General features: G+C 63.5%; 15 protein-coding genes and 2 tRNA genes. 11 read left to right on the forward strand and 6 right to left on the reverse strand.

All coding sequences use genetic code 11. From position 1 onward, the window contains the following. Nucleotides 1-44: 44 nt before the first annotated feature. From gyrA to J7I79_RS19990, 5 genes are all read left to right on the forward strand, one after another. Nucleotides 45-2753, forward strand: a complete 2709-nt coding sequence (gene gyrA / locus J7I79_RS19970; RefSeq protein ID WP_214956259.1) for a DNA gyrase subunit A — start codon at nt 45-47, stop codon at nt 2751-2753. Continuing rightward, a complete protein-coding gene (locus J7I79_RS19975) occupies nt 2750-3397 on the forward strand; it encodes a DUF3566 domain-containing protein (RefSeq protein WP_104174617.1) in 648 nt (215 codons plus the stop codon). Before gyrA ends, J7I79_RS19975 begins: the two co-directional genes overlap by 4 nt. Before the next feature lie 98 nt (nt 3398-3495). Then, nucleotides 3496-3569, forward strand: a tRNA-Ile gene (locus tag J7I79_RS19980). Between the two features lie 58 nt (nt 3570-3627). Continuing rightward, nucleotides 3628-3744: a DLW-39 family protein gene (locus J7I79_RS24330; protein WP_214956261.1), complete on the forward strand. Its 117-nt coding sequence runs from the start codon at nt 3628-3630 to the stop codon at nt 3742-3744. A gap of 72 nt (nt 3745-3816) precedes the next feature. Further along, nucleotides 3817-3892: transfer RNA gene (locus tag J7I79_RS19990), tRNA-Ala, on the forward strand. Between the two features lie 52 nt (nt 3893-3944). Here J7I79_RS19990 and J7I79_RS19995 read toward each other — a convergent pair. After that, nucleotides 3945-4313: a cupin domain-containing protein gene (locus J7I79_RS19995; protein WP_214956262.1), complete on the reverse strand. Its 369-nt coding sequence runs from the start codon at nt 4311-4313 to the stop codon at nt 3945-3947. Nucleotides 4314-4434: 121 nt separating this feature from the next. Here J7I79_RS19995 and J7I79_RS20000 point away from each other — a divergent pair, with 121 nt between their 5' ends. Then, entirely contained in the window at nt 4435-5349 is a 915-nt protein-coding gene (locus J7I79_RS20000) for a DMT family transporter (protein ID WP_214956264.1), read from the forward strand. A gap of 49 nt (nt 5350-5398) precedes the next feature. Here J7I79_RS20000 and J7I79_RS20005 read toward each other — a convergent pair whose 3' ends face one another. Further along, nucleotides 5399-6274 (reverse strand): glycosyltransferase family 2 protein, encoded by an 876-nt coding sequence (locus J7I79_RS20005; protein ID WP_104174701.1) that lies wholly within the window; start codon nt 6272-6274, stop codon nt 5399-5401. Nucleotides 6275-6397: 123 nt separating this feature from the next. Further along, a complete protein-coding gene (locus tag J7I79_RS20010) occupies nt 6398-7345 on the reverse strand; it encodes a hypothetical protein (protein ID WP_214956266.1) in 948 nt (315 codons plus the stop codon). 154 nt (nt 7346-7499) lie between these two features. Between J7I79_RS20010 and J7I79_RS20015 the strand changes: the two genes are divergently transcribed. Further along, complete coding sequence (locus J7I79_RS20015) at nt 7500-8045, forward strand: peptidylprolyl isomerase (protein WP_214956268.1); 546 nt, start codon at nt 7500-7502, stop codon at nt 8043-8045. 6 nt (nt 8046-8051) lie between these two features. Beyond that, the gene (locus J7I79_RS20020) at nt 8052-8921 is read left to right on the forward strand and encodes a rhomboid family intramembrane serine protease (RefSeq protein WP_214956269.1); all 870 of its coding nucleotides are present in this window, start codon (nt 8052-8054) and stop codon (nt 8919-8921) included. Between the two features lie 1196 nt (nt 8922-10117). Here J7I79_RS20020 and J7I79_RS20025 read toward each other — a convergent pair. After that, a complete protein-coding gene (locus tag J7I79_RS20025) occupies nt 10118-10729 on the reverse strand; it encodes a DNA-3-methyladenine glycosylase I (RefSeq protein WP_214956271.1) in 612 nt (203 codons plus the stop codon). Nucleotides 10730-10879: 150 nt separating this feature from the next. Between J7I79_RS20025 and J7I79_RS20030 the strand changes: the two genes are divergently transcribed. Further along, nucleotides 10880-13162, forward strand: coding sequence for an immune inhibitor A domain-containing protein (locus tag J7I79_RS20030; RefSeq protein ID WP_214956273.1), 2283 nt, complete (start codon nt 10880-10882; stop codon nt 13160-13162). Nucleotides 13163-13262: 100 nt separating this feature from the next. Here the strand turns inward: J7I79_RS20030 and J7I79_RS20035 are convergent, their stop codons facing one another. After that, the gene (locus J7I79_RS20035) at nt 13263-13517 is read right to left on the reverse strand and encodes a cell division protein CrgA (protein WP_214956275.1); all 255 of its coding nucleotides are present in this window, start codon (nt 13515-13517) and stop codon (nt 13263-13265) included. Between the two features lie 176 nt (nt 13518-13693). Here J7I79_RS20035 and J7I79_RS20040 point away from each other — a divergent pair, with 176 nt between their 5' ends. Both J7I79_RS20040 and J7I79_RS20045 read left to right on the forward strand, forming a co-directional pair. Further along, entirely contained in the window at nt 13694-14488 is a 795-nt protein-coding gene (locus tag J7I79_RS20040; RefSeq protein ID WP_214956277.1) for a class E sortase, read from the forward strand. Between the two features lie 171 nt (nt 14489-14659). After that, complete coding sequence (locus J7I79_RS20045) at nt 14660-15301, forward strand: aminodeoxychorismate/anthranilate synthase component II (protein ID WP_214956279.1); 642 nt, start codon at nt 14660-14662, stop codon at nt 15299-15301. A gap of 5 nt (nt 15302-15306) precedes the next feature. Here J7I79_RS20045 and J7I79_RS20050 read toward each other — a convergent pair. Next, the coding region (locus J7I79_RS20050) for a PASTA domain-containing protein (protein ID WP_214956281.1) at nt 15307-15699 on the reverse strand (393 nt) is incomplete at its 5' end.

Genomic DNA, 15699 nt, shown 5'->3' on the forward strand with positions numbered 1-15699 from the left:
AATATTCTCGATCTGACATATACCTGAAACGGAAAACATAGACTATGAGTGACGAAACACCCGAGGTTCCGGCCGAATCCGCCGGTCCCGCCGAGCCCGTCCTGGAGGGCGACGTGCTGGTCGACCGCGTGGAGCAGGTGGACCTGCAGACGGAAATGCAGCGCTCCTACCTCGACTACGCCATGGCCGTTATTGTCGGCCGCGCGCTGCCTGACGTCCGTGACGGACTCAAGCCCGTCCACCGCCGGGTTCTCTACGCCATGTTCGACGGCGGATACCGCCCGGACCGATCCTTCAACAAGTGTGCCCGCGTGGTGGGCGAGGTCATGGGCCAGTACCACCCGCACGGCGATACGGCCATCTACGACGCCCTGGTGCGCCTGATCCAGGACTGGACCATGCGCTACCCCCTGGCGCTGGGACAGGGAAACTTCGGTTCGCCGGGCAACGACGGTGCTGCAGCACCGCGTTACACCGAAACCAAGATGGCCCCGCTTGCCATGGAAATGGTCCGGGACATCGACGAGGAAACCGTCGACTTCCAGGACAACTACGACGGCAAGAACCAGGAACCCACCATCCTGCCGGCGCGGTTCCCCAACCTGTTGGTCAACGGCTCGTCGGGCATCGCCGTCGGCATGGCCACCAACATTCCGCCGCACAACCTCCGCGAGGTTGCCGACGGCGTGCAGTGGTACCTGGCCAATCCGACGGCCAGCCGCGAAGAGCTGCTGGAAGAGCTGCTGCTCCGCATCAAGGGCCCTGACTTCCCGACCGGCGCCACGATCCTGGGCCACAAGGGCATCGAAGATGCGTACCGCACCGGCCGTGGCTCCATCACCATGCGTGCCGTGGTCAACGTTGAAGAGCTCCAGGGACGCACCTGCCTGGTGGTCACCGAACTGCCCTACCAGGCCAACCCGGACAACCTGGCCATCAAGATCGCCGAACTCGTCAAGGACGGGAAGATCTCGGGAATAGCCGACCTCCGGGATGAGACCTCCGGCCGCACCGGCCAGCGCCTGGTCATCGTGCTCAAGCGCGACGCCGTGGCCAAGGTGGTGCTGAACAACCTCTACAAGCACACCCAGCTGCAGGACAACTTCGCGGCAAACATGCTGGCGATCGTTGACGGCGTCCCGAGGACCCTCAGCCTGGATGCCTTCATCCGCCACTGGGTCACCCACCAGATGGACGTCATCGCACGCCGGACCCGGTACCGCCTGCGCAAGGCCGAAGAGGAAGCGCACATCCTGCGTGCCCTCCTCAAGGCTTTGGACGCGCTGGACGAGGTTATTGCCCTCATCCGTGCGTCCAACACCACCGAAGCGGCCCGCGACGGCCTGATGCAGCTGCTGGACATCGATGAACTTCAGGCGCGCGCCATCCTGGACATGCAGCTTCGCCGGCTTGCCGCCCTGGAACGCCAGAAGATCCAGGACCGCCATGCCGAACTGGAAGCCCTGATCGCCGAGTACAACTCGATCCTGGCCTCGGAAGAGCGCCAGCGCGAGATCATCAGTACCGAACTTGCCGAAATCGTCGCCAAGCACGGGGATGACCGCCGCACGAAGATCCTGATGGGCTTCGACGGTGATATGTCCATGGAAGACCTCATTCCTGAAGAGGAAATGGTGGTCACCATCACGCGCGGCGGTTACGTCAAGCGCACGCGCAGTGACAACTACCGCTCGCAGCAACGCGGCGGCAAGGGCATCAAGGGTGCCCAGCTGCGCGGGGACGACGTCGTGGAACATTTCTTCGTAACCACAACGCACCATTGGCTGCTGTTCTTCACCAACCTGGGACGCGTTTACCGTGCCAAGGCGTACGAACTCGTGGAAGCGGGGCGGGACGCCAAGGGCCAGCACGTTGCCAACCTGCTGGCTTTCCAGCCGGACGAGCACATCGCCCAGGTGCTGGACCTCCGCGACTATCAGCACGCCCCGTACCTGGTGCTCGCCACCAAGCGCGGCCTTGTCAAGAAGACCCGCTTGGAGGACTACGACACCAACCGCTCCGCGGGTGTCATCGCGATCAACCTGCGTGACGGCGACGAACTCGTCTCGGCACAGCTTGTCTCGGAAACCGATGACCTCATGCTGGTTTCCCGGATGGGCCAGTCCATCCGCTTCACGGCTACGGACGATGCACTGCGCCCGATGGGCCGTGCGACCTCCGGCGTGACCGGCATGAAGTTCCGCGAGGACGATGAACTGCTGGCGGCAGACGTCGTCAAGGACGGCTCGTTCGTTTTCATCGTCACCGAAGGCGGCTACGCCAAGCGCACTGCGGTGGAGGAATACCGCCTCCAGGGCCGCGGCGGCCTCGGAATCAAGGTCGGCAAGTACCAGGAAGAGCGGGGCCACCTCGTAGGCGCCCTGATTGTCCAGGAAGAGGACGAAGTCCTGGTAGTCATGGAAGGCGGCAAGGTGGTCCGGTCCTCGGTGGCCGGCGTGCCTGCCAAGGGCCGCGACACCATGGGCGTCATCTTCGCCAAGCCGGACAAGAACGACCGCATCATCGAGGTTGCGCGCAACAGCGAACGCGGTCTGGAAGGCGAGGAGGCTGAAGCCACCGACCCGGAAAACCCGTCCCAAAGCCCGGCTGCGGCCGGGGATGACGTAACGTTGGCTGAAGGTGCCGGATCACATGACGGGTCCGCAGAGGAAGATTCAGCACCGGCCGCGGAGTCCGAAGAGTCATCGGACGACCCTGAGCTGGACGAAGAAAATACCGGAGGTAACGAGTGAGCAATTCCGACTCATATCCCAAGCCGAACAGCAACACTCCCGGCGGGATCAGGCAGCCGGCGTCCGCTCCGCGCGTGAACGCCCCCGTACGTCCGCAGCAGCGGCCCTCGACGCCGGGAGCCCCGGCGCAGCGTCCCGTGGTGCCCGGCCAGCGCCCGGCCCAGGGGCAGCGCCCTGCGCAGCCGCCCCAGGGGACGCGCCCCGGCGTTCCCGGCCAGCGTCCGGGCCAGGGCAGCGCCCAGGGCGCTCCTGGGCTGGTCAAGCCGGCGCCGAAGGCGAAGGTCCGCCGTGCCCGGCTCCTTGTCAGCAAGGTGGACCCCTGGTCCGTGCTGAAGATGGCCTTCCTGCTGTCGGTTGCCCTGGGCATCGTCACGGTTGTTGCGGCGATCGTCCTGTGGACCGTCCTGGACCTGACCGGCATCTTTGACCAGGTGGACAGCCTGCTCGGAACACTTGCCGGTTCTGAAGGCGGCGGGTTCGAACTGAAGAAGGTGGCTTCCCTAGGCCAGGTCGCTTCCTTTGCGGTCATTATCGCAGTGGTGAACGTTGTGCTGCTGACTGCCCTGTCGATGCTTTCGGCCGTGCTGTACAACATTTCCGCCACCCTCGTCGGTGGCATCGGCGTGACCCTGACGGACGACTAGTCCGTGGATTTTCGCCGGAATCCCACCGGCGAAATGCCTCGATTTGAGATCGGGCCGGGATGTGCTGTAAAGTCATGTCTCGGCCCGATGAGGCATCGGGGCGTATAGCTCAGGCGGTTAGAGCGCTTCGCTGATAACGAAGAGGTCCCAGGTTCAAGTCCTGGTACGCCCACGGAACCTGCACAGGTTTTGGAAATGGTTCGATAACACCGAGCCGGAACGGGGTGCATGTGAAGAAGTTGCTGGTTGTTGCAGTGGCGATCGCAGGCGCCTTGCTTTTCAAGAAGGTGCAGGAGTCCGAAGCTCGGAAAACGGTCTGGAGCGATTCGACTGACAAGGTCGAATAGTCCGGATTCCCGGTCTGGCCGCTGGTTAGCAGCGTTCCGGAACTAGGGTATGATTGACGGGTTGCTTCTTATGGGGGCATGGCGCAATTGGTAGCGCACCTGCTTTGCAAGCAGGGGGTTCGGGGTTCGAGTCCCCGTGCCTCCACCATAAGGAAGGCCCCGGAATGCGGAAACGCAATCCGGGGCCTTTTGCTTTGCCCTCAATCCTTGCGCTTGGCGTAGTCGTCCATCCCCTGCCAGTCGATGACGACGTAGGGTTCGTCTCCCACCACCCAGGCGTCGTGTCCGGGCGGAACGATGCCGAAGTCGCCGGGGCCGTACTCAATCTCTTCGCCGTCGTCCATGACCACCTTCAGCCGACCCGAAATCGTATACCCCATATGGCTCGCCATACAGCTTTCCGTTTTCGCGATTGGTTTGACGTGTTTGGACCACTGCCAGCCTGGCAGGAAGGTGGCGCGTCCCACTGCGCCAGCGTTAATGTTGACCAGTTCCAGCTGACCCGTTCCGTCTTCGAAGGGGCGGGTTTCCTCCGGTTTGTCCAGGCTCATGCGGATCAGTGACGACATGATGGTCTCCTTCTTGAATGACAGTGAGACCGGGATATAAGACTGGCACTGCGGTATTCCACCGTCAAGGACACGCTGGCAGCGGAACCGGGCCTTCAGGGGCAGCACTACTGTTGGAACAGTGAACTTCTTCCTCGCCGTTTTGGGCGTGCTGGGAGTGGCCTCCTCCGGGCCCCTCATCGCCGCCACGCTGGGTGCCACCACTGTCAGCGCCCTGGCCATCGCCTTCTGGCGCAACGCCATCGGAGCCGCGGTCATGGCCTCACCGGTCCTGGTGACGAATCCCCGGCAGTTCGGCAAAGTGACACCCCGCGAGTTCCGCTGGTCCGTCTTCGCCGCCGGCGCCCTGGCACTGCACTTCGCCTGCTTCATCACCTCCCTCCAGCTCACGTCCGTGGCAGCGGCGACGGCGCTGGTCTGCCTCCAGTCCGGCTGGATCGCGGTTTTCCAGCTCTTCCGGGGAGTGCGCCACCCCTGGCAGGTACTGCTGGGCCTGGGGACGGCGTTCGGCGGCGTTGTGGCGATCACGGGCTTCGACATGGGCACGTCACCGGAAGCCCTGCTGGGCGACCTGCTGGCTGTAGCAGGAGGCGCCCTGGCCGGCCTCTACACGCTGGCGGGCGGCAAGGCGCGCGAAACCATGGGCACCGGCACCTACACGACGCTCTGCTACGGGATGTGCGCTGCCGTAGTGGCGCTGCTGGCACTGTTCTCCAAGCAGCCGCTAGTGGGTTTCGACGCCGCGGGCTGGCTGGGGATCCTTGCCATCACCGTGTGCGCCCAGCTGGTGGGGCACACAGCCTTCAACCATCTGTTGGCGACCATGAGTCCGCTGCTGGTATCCATGATCATCCTGCTGGAGATTCCCGGCGCCGCGCTGCTGGCAGCCGTGTTCCTGGGCGAGACCCTCCCGGGCGGCACCTACGCCGGTCTGGCGCTGATTATGGTGGGGCTCGCCGTCGTCGTAGCCGGACAGCGGCGCAAAAGGCCCCTAAGCGCCGGCACAACCCGCTTGGCGGATCTGGGAACGGACTGACGCCAGGGAGCCTACTGAAAGCCAGCGCCGCTGAAGGCGCGGCTGAAGACTACTGGCCGCCGCGGCGCGCCGGCTGGGTGGAGTTCACCGTGTGGATGGCGCGCAGGAGCTTGGCCGGGAAATAGACGGAGAAGAACACCACCATGGGCGCTTTGAGGGCCATCTTCTTGACGTTGTGGGCCTTATACGTCCGGTCGAACCGGGTCACGTAGTACCGGTAGTCGCGGGGGGAATCCTCGAGCCGGCGGGCGGACATTCCGGATACCATCTGGGGCCAATACTGAACCCTGAGGTCGTGGTCAGCCAGATGCAGGGAGAGGTCGATGTCCTCGTGCATCTCGTCTTTTTCGTCCCGGCAGGTCTCGTCCCGGATGGTTTCCCAGGCGGAGCGGCGGAGTGCCATGTTGGAGCCGAAGAGGAAGTGGTACTGGTGCTTGGCCAGCTTGAGCATCAGCTGCCGCATTTTGTCGTCCGCTTTGAGTCCGAAGCGGCGCATCGGCATGTCGTAATAGACCACGGGGCCGGTGGCAGCCTGGACGGAGGGGTCAAGGAAGGCTTTCTGGACCTGTTCCACCCAGTCCGGTTCCACCACGGAGTCCGCGTCAATCCGGCCCAGCACCTCGCCTGTGGCGTGGTTGAGGCCGAAGTTACGGGTCGGGATGAGGCCCTGATCCCGGTCCTGGCTGAGCAGGATGATGGGACTCTCGGGGTATTCCAGCTGCATTTGGCGCACGATCTCAGCCGTGCGGTCCTTGGACATGTTGTCCACAACGATGATCTCCGCGGCAGGCACCGACTGGTAAACAGCCGCGATGAGGCACTGCCTGATGACGCTTTCTTCGTTATATGCCGGTATGACGATGGATACGCCCGGCAGTAGCGCAGCGTCGTGCGAGGCATCCTCGGCGGATCTATCGGGTGACATCACCACAAATTTAGCACCCTTGCGTGTCCCAGCCCGGGATGCCGGGTGAAGGTCGGGGAAACAACAGAGGGACCCCGCACTGCGGGGTCCCTCTGTTGTGGTGCCGTACGACCTCGGCCAGGCTTACTTCTCGGTTCCCTTGGCGGCACCGTTGTTCATGCTGGAAGCGATGTTCTTCACGGCAGTCTTGGCGTCCGTGGCAACCTTGGCTGCCTCGACCTTGGCGTCCTCAACTGCATCGGCAGCCTTCTCAGCGGCGTCGTCGGAAGCGTCAGCAACAGCGTCCGCTGCGTCGACGGTCTTCTCGCCGGCGGCGGCCGTGGTGTCCTTGGCCGTCGCAGTGACGTCATTGACTGTTGTAGCGGGCACGGGCGCAGGCGCTACAGGGGCCGGCGTCTTCCACGGATCCTCTACGGGCTTGGAGGCTTTCCAGGCGGCCACACCGGCTGCAACCGCCGCGGCGATCACACCGAAGATCAGCAGTCCGCGGTGCTTGGGCTTCTGCGGCTTGGCCACTTCACCGGTGACAACGCGCGTGGCTTCAGCGGCGGCGGCCTTGAGCTGCTGACCCGCGACCTGCGCCTGGCCCTGGATGGAATGCACAACGCCGGAGTCGGCAAGCCTCTGGGCGACGGCATCCACATGGGCCGGTGCGCTTTCGAGGGTGCGGTGCACTGCCTCCGACGCCTGGCCGATCTGGTCCGAAAGCCTGGGAAGGTACTCCACCACGACGCGGTCGCGGGCCTGGGAGATCACCGGGGTGGCCTTGTCCAGTGCCTCGTGGAGGCGCGGGGTGGCGTTATCCACAACGTCATGGATCTTGGGCGCGAGGTGGGCCAGTCCGTCCTGGATGCGCGGCGTCACGGTGGCAACGCCGTCGGCTAGGTTGTGGGCTGCAGACTTGAGCCCTTCCTGAATCTTCGGGGAAGCGGTGTCTATGCCGTGCTGTAGGCGGGGAACCGCCCAGTCCACGGCTGCTTCTACGCGGGGAGCTGCCCAATCCTTGGCGTTCTCTACCGCGCTGCTGACTGACTGCTCCAGGTCACGGGCAATACGATCCGATTTCTTCACAACTACCTCCCGATTAATGTGACGGTTCTTTCGTTAGCCTACGTGGATTGGATGGCACCGGCTATTCTTCATAAGCATTTTGGCCGGATTTCACCTAGCGCGGAACTGCCCGGCAGGCCTCCTGCGCCATAGCCCGACATGGAACAATGGGCCTATGACTGCCATCGCAACCGCAAAAGCAACCATCCACACCAGCCTCGGCGACATCGTCGTCAACCTCTTCGGCAACCACGCGCCCAAGACGGTCAAGAACTTCGTCGGCCTGGCCACGGGCGAGCAGGCCTGGACCCACCCGGAAACCGGTGAGGACAAGACCGGAACCCCCCTGTACAACGGCACCATCTTCCACCGCATCATCAAGGACTTCATGATCCAGGCCGGGGATCCCCTGGGCCGCGGCGTCGGCGGACCGGGCTACAAGTTCGACGACGAGATCCACCCCGAACTGACCTTCAACCAGCCGTACAAGCTGGCCATGGCCAACGCCGGCATCCAGATGGGCAAGGGCAGCAACGGCTCGCAGTTCTTCATCACCACCATCCCCACCGACTGGCTCCAGGGCAAGCACAGCATCTTCGGTGAAGTTGCCGATGACGAGTCCAGGAAGGTCGTTGACGCCATTGAAGGTGTCCGCACCGGCATGGGTGACCGCCCGGTCGAGGACGTCGTCATTAACAGCATCGACGTCGAGCAGCTCTAACACTCCATGAGTTACGGAATTCCGGCGGCTGAGCCGTCCGCACAGATTCCGGTGTGCCCCCGGCACCCGGATAGGCCTTCATATGTCCGGTGCCAGCGCTGCGGGCGCCCGGCATGCCCGGAATGCCAGCGGGCGGCCGCCGTCGGGTTCCAATGCATTGACTGCGTCAACGAAACAAAACGTACGACGCCGACAGCCAGGACCGTCTACGGCGGCACCGCCGTCACCGGCAGGCCCTTGGTGACGTTCGGGATTATCGCCGCCTGCGCGCTTGTCTACGTGCTCCAGTGGCTGATCCCTGGGCGGGCGGTCGAGGAAAATCTCGCGTTTGCCTCCGTGTACGCCACGCCCGAGTTTGGCTATTTCGAGCCGTGGCGGATGCTGACCTCCGCCTTCCTGCATTCGCAGGGATTCATCCTCCACATCGCCCTTAACATGTACATGCTGTGGATGTTCGGCCAGGCGTTGGAGCCGCTCCTCGGCAGGCTCCGCTTCCTTGCCCTGTACCTCATCGCCGCCGTTGGCGGTTCGGTAGGATTCCTGCTCCTCACCCCGGTCCTCCCCCCTTCCGGAGTTGTGGGCGCCTCCGGCGCCATCTTCGGACTGTTCGGCGCCATGCTGGTGGTCCAACGCCACCGCGGCGGGGACACAAAGCAGCTCTGGGTGCTGATCGCCATCAACGGTGTGATCGGTTTCGTCGTTCCCGAGATCGCCTGGCAGGCCCACCTCGGCGGCCTGGTTACCGGTGCCGCGTGCGCCGCAGCCATCGCCTACGCCCCCCGCGGTCCGCGGCAGTGGCTCTGGCAGTCGGCCGGCCTGGTGCTTGTCCTCGGCCTGCTCATTGGTGCCACCTGGCTGAGAATGGCCGGCGTCTAAAGCATTCCGCTTACGCCGGGTCTGCTGGGCCCTGCTTTGCCGGGCCCTGCCCCGGTGAACCCCTGCCCCGCTCGGCCACGTCGCCAGAGCCGTTCCTGTGGGAATGGCACATCCGAAGTACTCCGCAGGGCGCCCTCGCACGGTCCTTCATGTACTACTCGCGCGCCGTCGCGGAGCCTGTTTCCCCCAAGAGCCCCGTATGCCCCTTGGACCCCGGCCCCGGACGCGCCCTTTCCCTCGCCGACGCACGGCGCCATGTGTGCGTGCGTCGGCCCCTCCGACGCTTTACTGACGCATCCGGCGCCATGCGGGGGCACGTGACCGCCCGTCCGCATGCCGCGCCCGCGCATCCCTGAGGCAGTCCTCGGGCACACTCTTGGCACTAGCCCGCACCTGTTGGGCCTGCCTCCACCCGCACGCCTGGCTTCAGCCCGCCGTCGTTCCGGAAAGTTTTCCACAGCGGTTATCCACATTGTTGGTAACTTACACGGTTGTAGTTCAGCATCCGTCTCCCGTGTTGCCCTTGCCAGCTGGCGATTATCGACAGGGGACCCGCTTTTTGTCCACATCTGTGGATAAAGATGTTCCTGGGGGCTGTGGTTAAGTGGACAACTCGGCCGCCGGGGCAGCTCCTCGAACACCTGGAAGAACCCTGAGTGTCCGGTCCGCAGCCGGCCGTTTCCCACCCGGCTCAGTGAAGCGCGCTCCGCGATCCGCGCACATCCCGGTGGAAAACTGCCGATACGGACCGTAAAGCAGTAAAAGGCATCAACTCTTCAACAGGTTATGCACACTGTTAATAACTGCACGCGAGCAAGCCGCCCCTGCAAATTGACCGGCATGCGGCCTGAAAGGGCAATCGACGGCGAAATAACCCCCAGGTTATCCCCACCTGTGGATAACTTCGGGGGATAGCGCTGTTCTTAAGTGGATAAGTGCGTGTCAGCAAGGATTCGACGCCTTCGGCGACGCCGCTGAGGGTTGAGGTGGGACCGACAGGTCATGTTGGAGCGGATTTACGGCAAACGCCGGCGGTGGGTGGGTTATCCACAGAGAATCCACAGTGTTAATAACTTACATGCCTGTGGTTCAGCCCGGGAGTGCATCGATGACGGGCCATGGCCTGCGGAATGGCTGGCCGGCGGTCCCGGTCTTATCAACACTGTGGATAACTTTCCCCACAGGGCGGGATAACCCTACGCTGGATCCGTCCACACCCCGGACGAGCCTCGGCGGTGACTGTCGACCAGATGGGTGTCGATCATGCCGATTGCCTCCATAAGTGCATACATCGTGGTGGGGCCCACGAACGCGAAGCCTTTGCTGCGCAGCGCTTTGGAAAGTGCCACGGATTCAGGCGATGTTGTGGGTATCTCGCCGTGGGTCAGGGGATTCGGGGTTACCGCCGGCTGGAAGCTCCAGACGAAGTCCACCAGGCCGCCCTCGCTCCGCAGGGCGATAGTGGCCTGGGCATTGCTGATGGCAGCCCTGATCTTGAGTCTGTTCCGGACAATGCCGGCGTCGAGCATCAGGCGTTCGATGTCCTCCTCGGTGAAGGCTGCCACGGCATCGGGCTGGAAGTTGTGGAAAGCCAACCGGAAGGCGGGCCGCTTCCGCAGGATGGTGGCCCAGGACAGCCCGGCCTGGAAAGCCTCCAGGCTGATGCGTTCGAACAGCCCCTGCTCGTCGCGGACGGGCATGCCCCACTCAGTGTCGTAATACTGCTGGAGCAAGGCGTCTGTGGCGGTCCACGGCGGACGGGCAAGGCCGTCGCTGCCGACAATAGTGCCGCGTTCTTCCGGGGTCATCTGGGATCCTAGCTATCCGGTGCGGGTTTGCTGCCTCCAGCATATTCAGCGGCAAGCAGCTGACATGCCTCCGCCATAGCGAAGTTCATAGCCGACGGCGCACTCTCACATTATGCTGTGGCTCTGATCACAAAATACTGGGAGGTACGTGTGAGGAAAACCAAGATTGCCGTCGCTGGCATTGCAGGGGTCGTTCTCGGGATGCTCAGCATCCAGGCCCCGGCCGTAGCCGCACCACCTGTCGACGACGGGACCACCGGGCCCGCAGCGGCTATCCGGCAGGACAACCGTCCCGGACCGCGCACGAAGGAACTCGTTGACAAGCGCAAAGCGGCCATTGAAAAGGTGGCCCGGGGACAGGCGAAAGCCAGCGACGACGGCGTAGTCCAGTTGGCGGAGCACAAGTTCGCCGAAATCGAAACCAGCAAGCAGGACAAGATCTTCACCATCCTTGCCGAGTTTGGCGACCAGGGTTCAGGTCGCCTCGGAACTGCGCCGGGTCCGTTGCACAATTCGATCGCCCCACCGAACCGCTCCGTGGATAACACCACGCTGTGGACCGCGGATTTCAGCCCCGCCCACTACGAAGAACTTTTCAACGGCAGCGGCGAATCGATGAAGGGTTACTACGAAGCAGTTTCAAACGGCAAGTATTCCGTCACCAACACTGTGACGGACTGGGTCAAGGTGCCCAACAACGGATCCTTCTATGGCGACAACGCCACCGAAGACACCGGGGGCTCATGGGCCTTTATCCGTGACTCCGGCAATGCATGGTGGAATTCCCAGGTTGCGACCGGCAAAACACCGGCAGAAATCGATACGTACCTCGCGCAGTTCGATGTGTGGGACCGCTATGACTTCGACAACGACGGCAACTTCGACGAATCCGACGGCTACATCGACCACTTCCAGGCAGTGCACGCCGGCGAGGGTGAGGAAGGCGGAGGCGGTGCCCTGGGCGAGGACGCCATCTGGTCCCACCGCTGGTACGCCTTCGGCAGCCAGTTCGGCTCGGCCGGCCCCGACGGGAACCTTTCCGGCGGCACCCGAATCGGGTCTTCCAAGTACTGGCTGGGCGACTACACCACGGAACCCGAAAACGGTGGCGTCGGTGTGTTTGCACACGAATTTGGCCATGACCTTGGACTGCCGGACTTCTATGACACCTCTGGCGCCGCGACCAACAGCACCGCGTTCTGGACACTGATGAGCTCGGGGTCCTGGCTGGGCCACGGTTCAGCGGCCGAAGAAGGGATCGGCACTACCCCGGGCCTGATGGGGCCGGAAGAGAAGCTCTTCCTCGGCTGGCTGGATCACAGCACCGTGCAGGCAGGCTCCACTGGGGACTTCGTCCTTAATCCGGCCCAGCTTCAGGCCGAGGGCAAGGACCAGGCCGTCCGGGTAAACCTTCCGGACAAGACATCCACCACGGACTACACCGCCCCCGCTTCCGGAACCAAGGCGTGGTGGACGGGCAGCGAGGACAACCTCAACGAGTCCCTGGCCCACGCTGTTCCGGCGCAGTCGCGGGTGACCGTAACGGCGAACGCCTGGTACGACATCGAGGCGGACTACGACTTCCTCTACGGTGAATATTCCACGGACGCCGGCAAGACCTGGAAGTCCGCCGGGCGTGCGCTCAGCGGAGCAGCCGGTTGGGGGCAGGTGCGCTACTCCTACGACGCCGGTGGCGCGGCGTCTCTATTCCGCTTCAGGTACCAGACCGACGGCGGCGTCCACAAAGCGGGTGCCTTCATTGACGACGTGAAGATTTCGGCCGGAAAAGCCGTCATTCTCAGCGACGACGCCGAGTCCGGCCAGGGACAGTGGCTTGCCGACGGGCAGTGGCAGCTGAGCACCGGTTCGGTCACCCGTACAACTGAGCAGTACTACCTCGTGGAAAACCGCGAGTATGTGGGCTTTGACGCCACACTCGCGGAGGGACCGTACGCCTTCACGAAGGGCATCACCTCCCCGAACTGGGTCGATTTCTTCAAGTACCAGAACGGCATGCTGGTCTGGTACATCGACGATTCCTATGCTGACAACAATGTTTCCGCCCACCCGGGTGCAGGCTCGGCGCTGCCGGTCGATGCCCGGCCCGCACCGCTGAAGTGGTCCGACGGCACGATGCCCGGCAACAGCCGGCAGCCGTTCGACGCGACCTTCGGGCTGGAAGCAACGGACCCGCTGTGCATCGGGAAGGAAGTGCAGACGGGCACTAAACGCAATCCGGCCATCGAGTCGCTGGACGCCTGTGCGGTGAGCAGCGCGCCGATCGGAGTCTTCAAGGACATCGATCCGCTGGCCTACTACAGCGCGGAGAACCCCTCTGGAAGCGTAAAGGTTGCAGGGCATGGGGTAGAGATATCCGTAACGTCCGACGCCGGCTCAGACCTCGCCATCCATGTGGTCAACCCCGGTTTGTAGCCCGGGCACAAAAAAGCCGGACCGGCACAACGTGCCGGTCCGACTTTTTGCGTGAAGCGGGGTGTCGCAGAAGGTGCTGACAGCCCCGCGGCAGATTCGGCTATGAACGCCAGCGGGTGGTCATCAGGAACCCGGCGATGGCAATGCCGAACCCGGCCACGATATTCCAGGATTCCCATGCCTTGACGGGAAGGGCGCCTTCACTGATGTAGAACGTGATGATCCACAGCAACCCGATGATCATCAGGCCGAACATGACGGGCTTGAACCACACCGCGTTGGGCTTGTATGCCTGCGATGCAGAAGCCGGCTTTTCCGCGGCGGCGGTTTTCTTTCGTGGCTTTGACTCGGGCACGGGTCCTCCTGGTCGGGCTGAATCAAGGGCGGAGCCTCCGGCTTGGTATCCTGCAAGAAGGAAGATGCCGGCGGTGTTGGCGCCTTTGGTCAGGTCTGAATTCTTACTAGCAGCCAATTCTAGCTGTAGTTCAGAACACACCGGCGCCCGCCCGCGCTGCCAATTGAGGAGATCACGTGGTGTTGCTGGAGAAGGGGACGACCTCCACCGTGCCAGCACGCGGCGGCGGAGTCCTCCGGAAGCTCGTCCAGATCGCTGGTGAGCTGCTCATTACGGTGGGGGTCGTCCTGCTCCTGTTCGTTGCATGGCAGCTGTGGTGGACCAACGTGGAGTCCGATGCCAAGCAGACTGAAACCATCAGGAATTTCGCCCAGGAACTGGGCGGTTCCGAGGGCCCTGTGGCTTCAGACCCGGCCGGCGGGACACCTTCAGCGCCTACCGACTACGGCCCGCCGAAGGTAGCTGAGGCGCCCGGACATGGCGGAACCATCGGCATCATGTACATTCCCCGGTTTGGTGCGGACTACACACGGCCCATCGTGCAGGGAACCTCCACGGATGTTTTGGATACGCTCGGCCTGGGCCACTACAGCGATACGGCGATGCCCGGGGCGACGGGTAACTTCGCGGTGGCAGGTCACCGCCAGACGCACGGGGCCGTCCTGGACAACATCCACACCCTGGTCCCGGGCGACAAGATCTACGTCCAGACCAAGGACGGATTTTATGTCTACGTCTTCCGGAACAACCAGATTGTGCTTCCGTCAGCTACGGACGTGTTGCTGCCGGTACCCACCCAGCCCGCAGCCCGGCCCACGGAAGCCTACCTCACCATGACCAGCTGCAACCCGCGGTTCGGCTCGCAGGAACGCATCATTGCGTATTCCCTGCTGGACCACTGGCAGCCGGCATCCGCGGGTCCGCCGGCGGAAATAGCGGCCCAGGTGGCCAAGGCGCTCGGGAAGGGCTGACGTTATGTACGGATGGATATTCCGCCACTTGCCGGGGCCGCTGTGGCTCAGGATCGTCACATCACTGGTGCTGCTTGCCGGCGTGCTGGTATTGATGGTTCAGTTCCTCTTTCCCTGGATGTCACAGTTCACCCAGTTCACCGACTCAACGATTGGTTTAGTAACTCGACAATGAGCACCACCAAGATCCTGGTCGTAGACAACTACGACAGCTTTGTATACACCCTGGTGGGATACCTCCAGGAGCTCGGCGCCGAGACAACAGTGGTGCGAAACGACGACGTCACCCTCGCCGAGGCGACCGAGATGGTGGACGCGCGTGACGGTGTCCTCATCTCGCCCGGGCCCGGCACCCCGGGGGAAGCCGGCGTCTGCATTGACCTGATCAAATGGTGCGGCAGCCATGACAAGCCGATGTTCGGCGTGTGCCTGGGACACCAGGCGCTGGCAGAAGCATACGGTGCCACCGTGACGCACGCCCCCGAGCTGATGCACGGCAAAACGTCACTGGTGGAGCACGAAGGAACCAGCGTCTTCGCCGGTCTCCCCTCCCCTGTCACGGCCACCCGGTACCACTCCCTGGCCGCCGTCCGCGAGACCATTCCCGACGTCCTGGAGATCACTGCCCAGACGGCCAACGGAGTAATCATGGGCCTAAGGCACCGGACAGCACCGCTTTGCGGCGTGCAGTTCCACCCGGAATCGGTCCTCACTGAGGGCGGCTACCAGATGCTGGGCAACTGGCTGGAATCCCTGGGCATGGAGGGCGCAGCGGAACGGGCTGCCAAACTGAGCCCGCTCATCCAGCACTAATTGACCTAGCCCCGGTCCCGGTCGGTCGGTGTGGGTGTGGGGGTCGGCGTCGGACTGGGGCTGGGCGGAGGCGCCTTGGCAACAATCACGCTAATGGTCTTTCCCTGCTCAACCAGCGCGTTGACCGGGTCGCTCTGTTCGGTCACCTTGCCCGCTTCAACTTCCGAGTTTTCGACTTCCCTCACTGCGATGCTAAGGCCGAGGTTCTTGAGTGCCGCCTCCGCCTCCGCCTGCGGCAGGCCGCGGAGCTCGGGCATGGCCACCTTGCCGGTGGACACCACAATTTCCACGGTGGTTCCAATGGCGACGGTGTCGCCGGGAGCGGGCTTGGTGGTGATCACGAGCCCCGCGGGCACCGTGGCGCTGTTCGCCATGGTGGTGCCGGGCGCGCCGGCTAG

This window comes from Arthrobacter sp. ISL-69 (genome assembly GCF_018613775.1).
GTDB lineage: Bacteria > Actinomycetota > Actinomycetes > Actinomycetales > Micrococcaceae > Arthrobacter.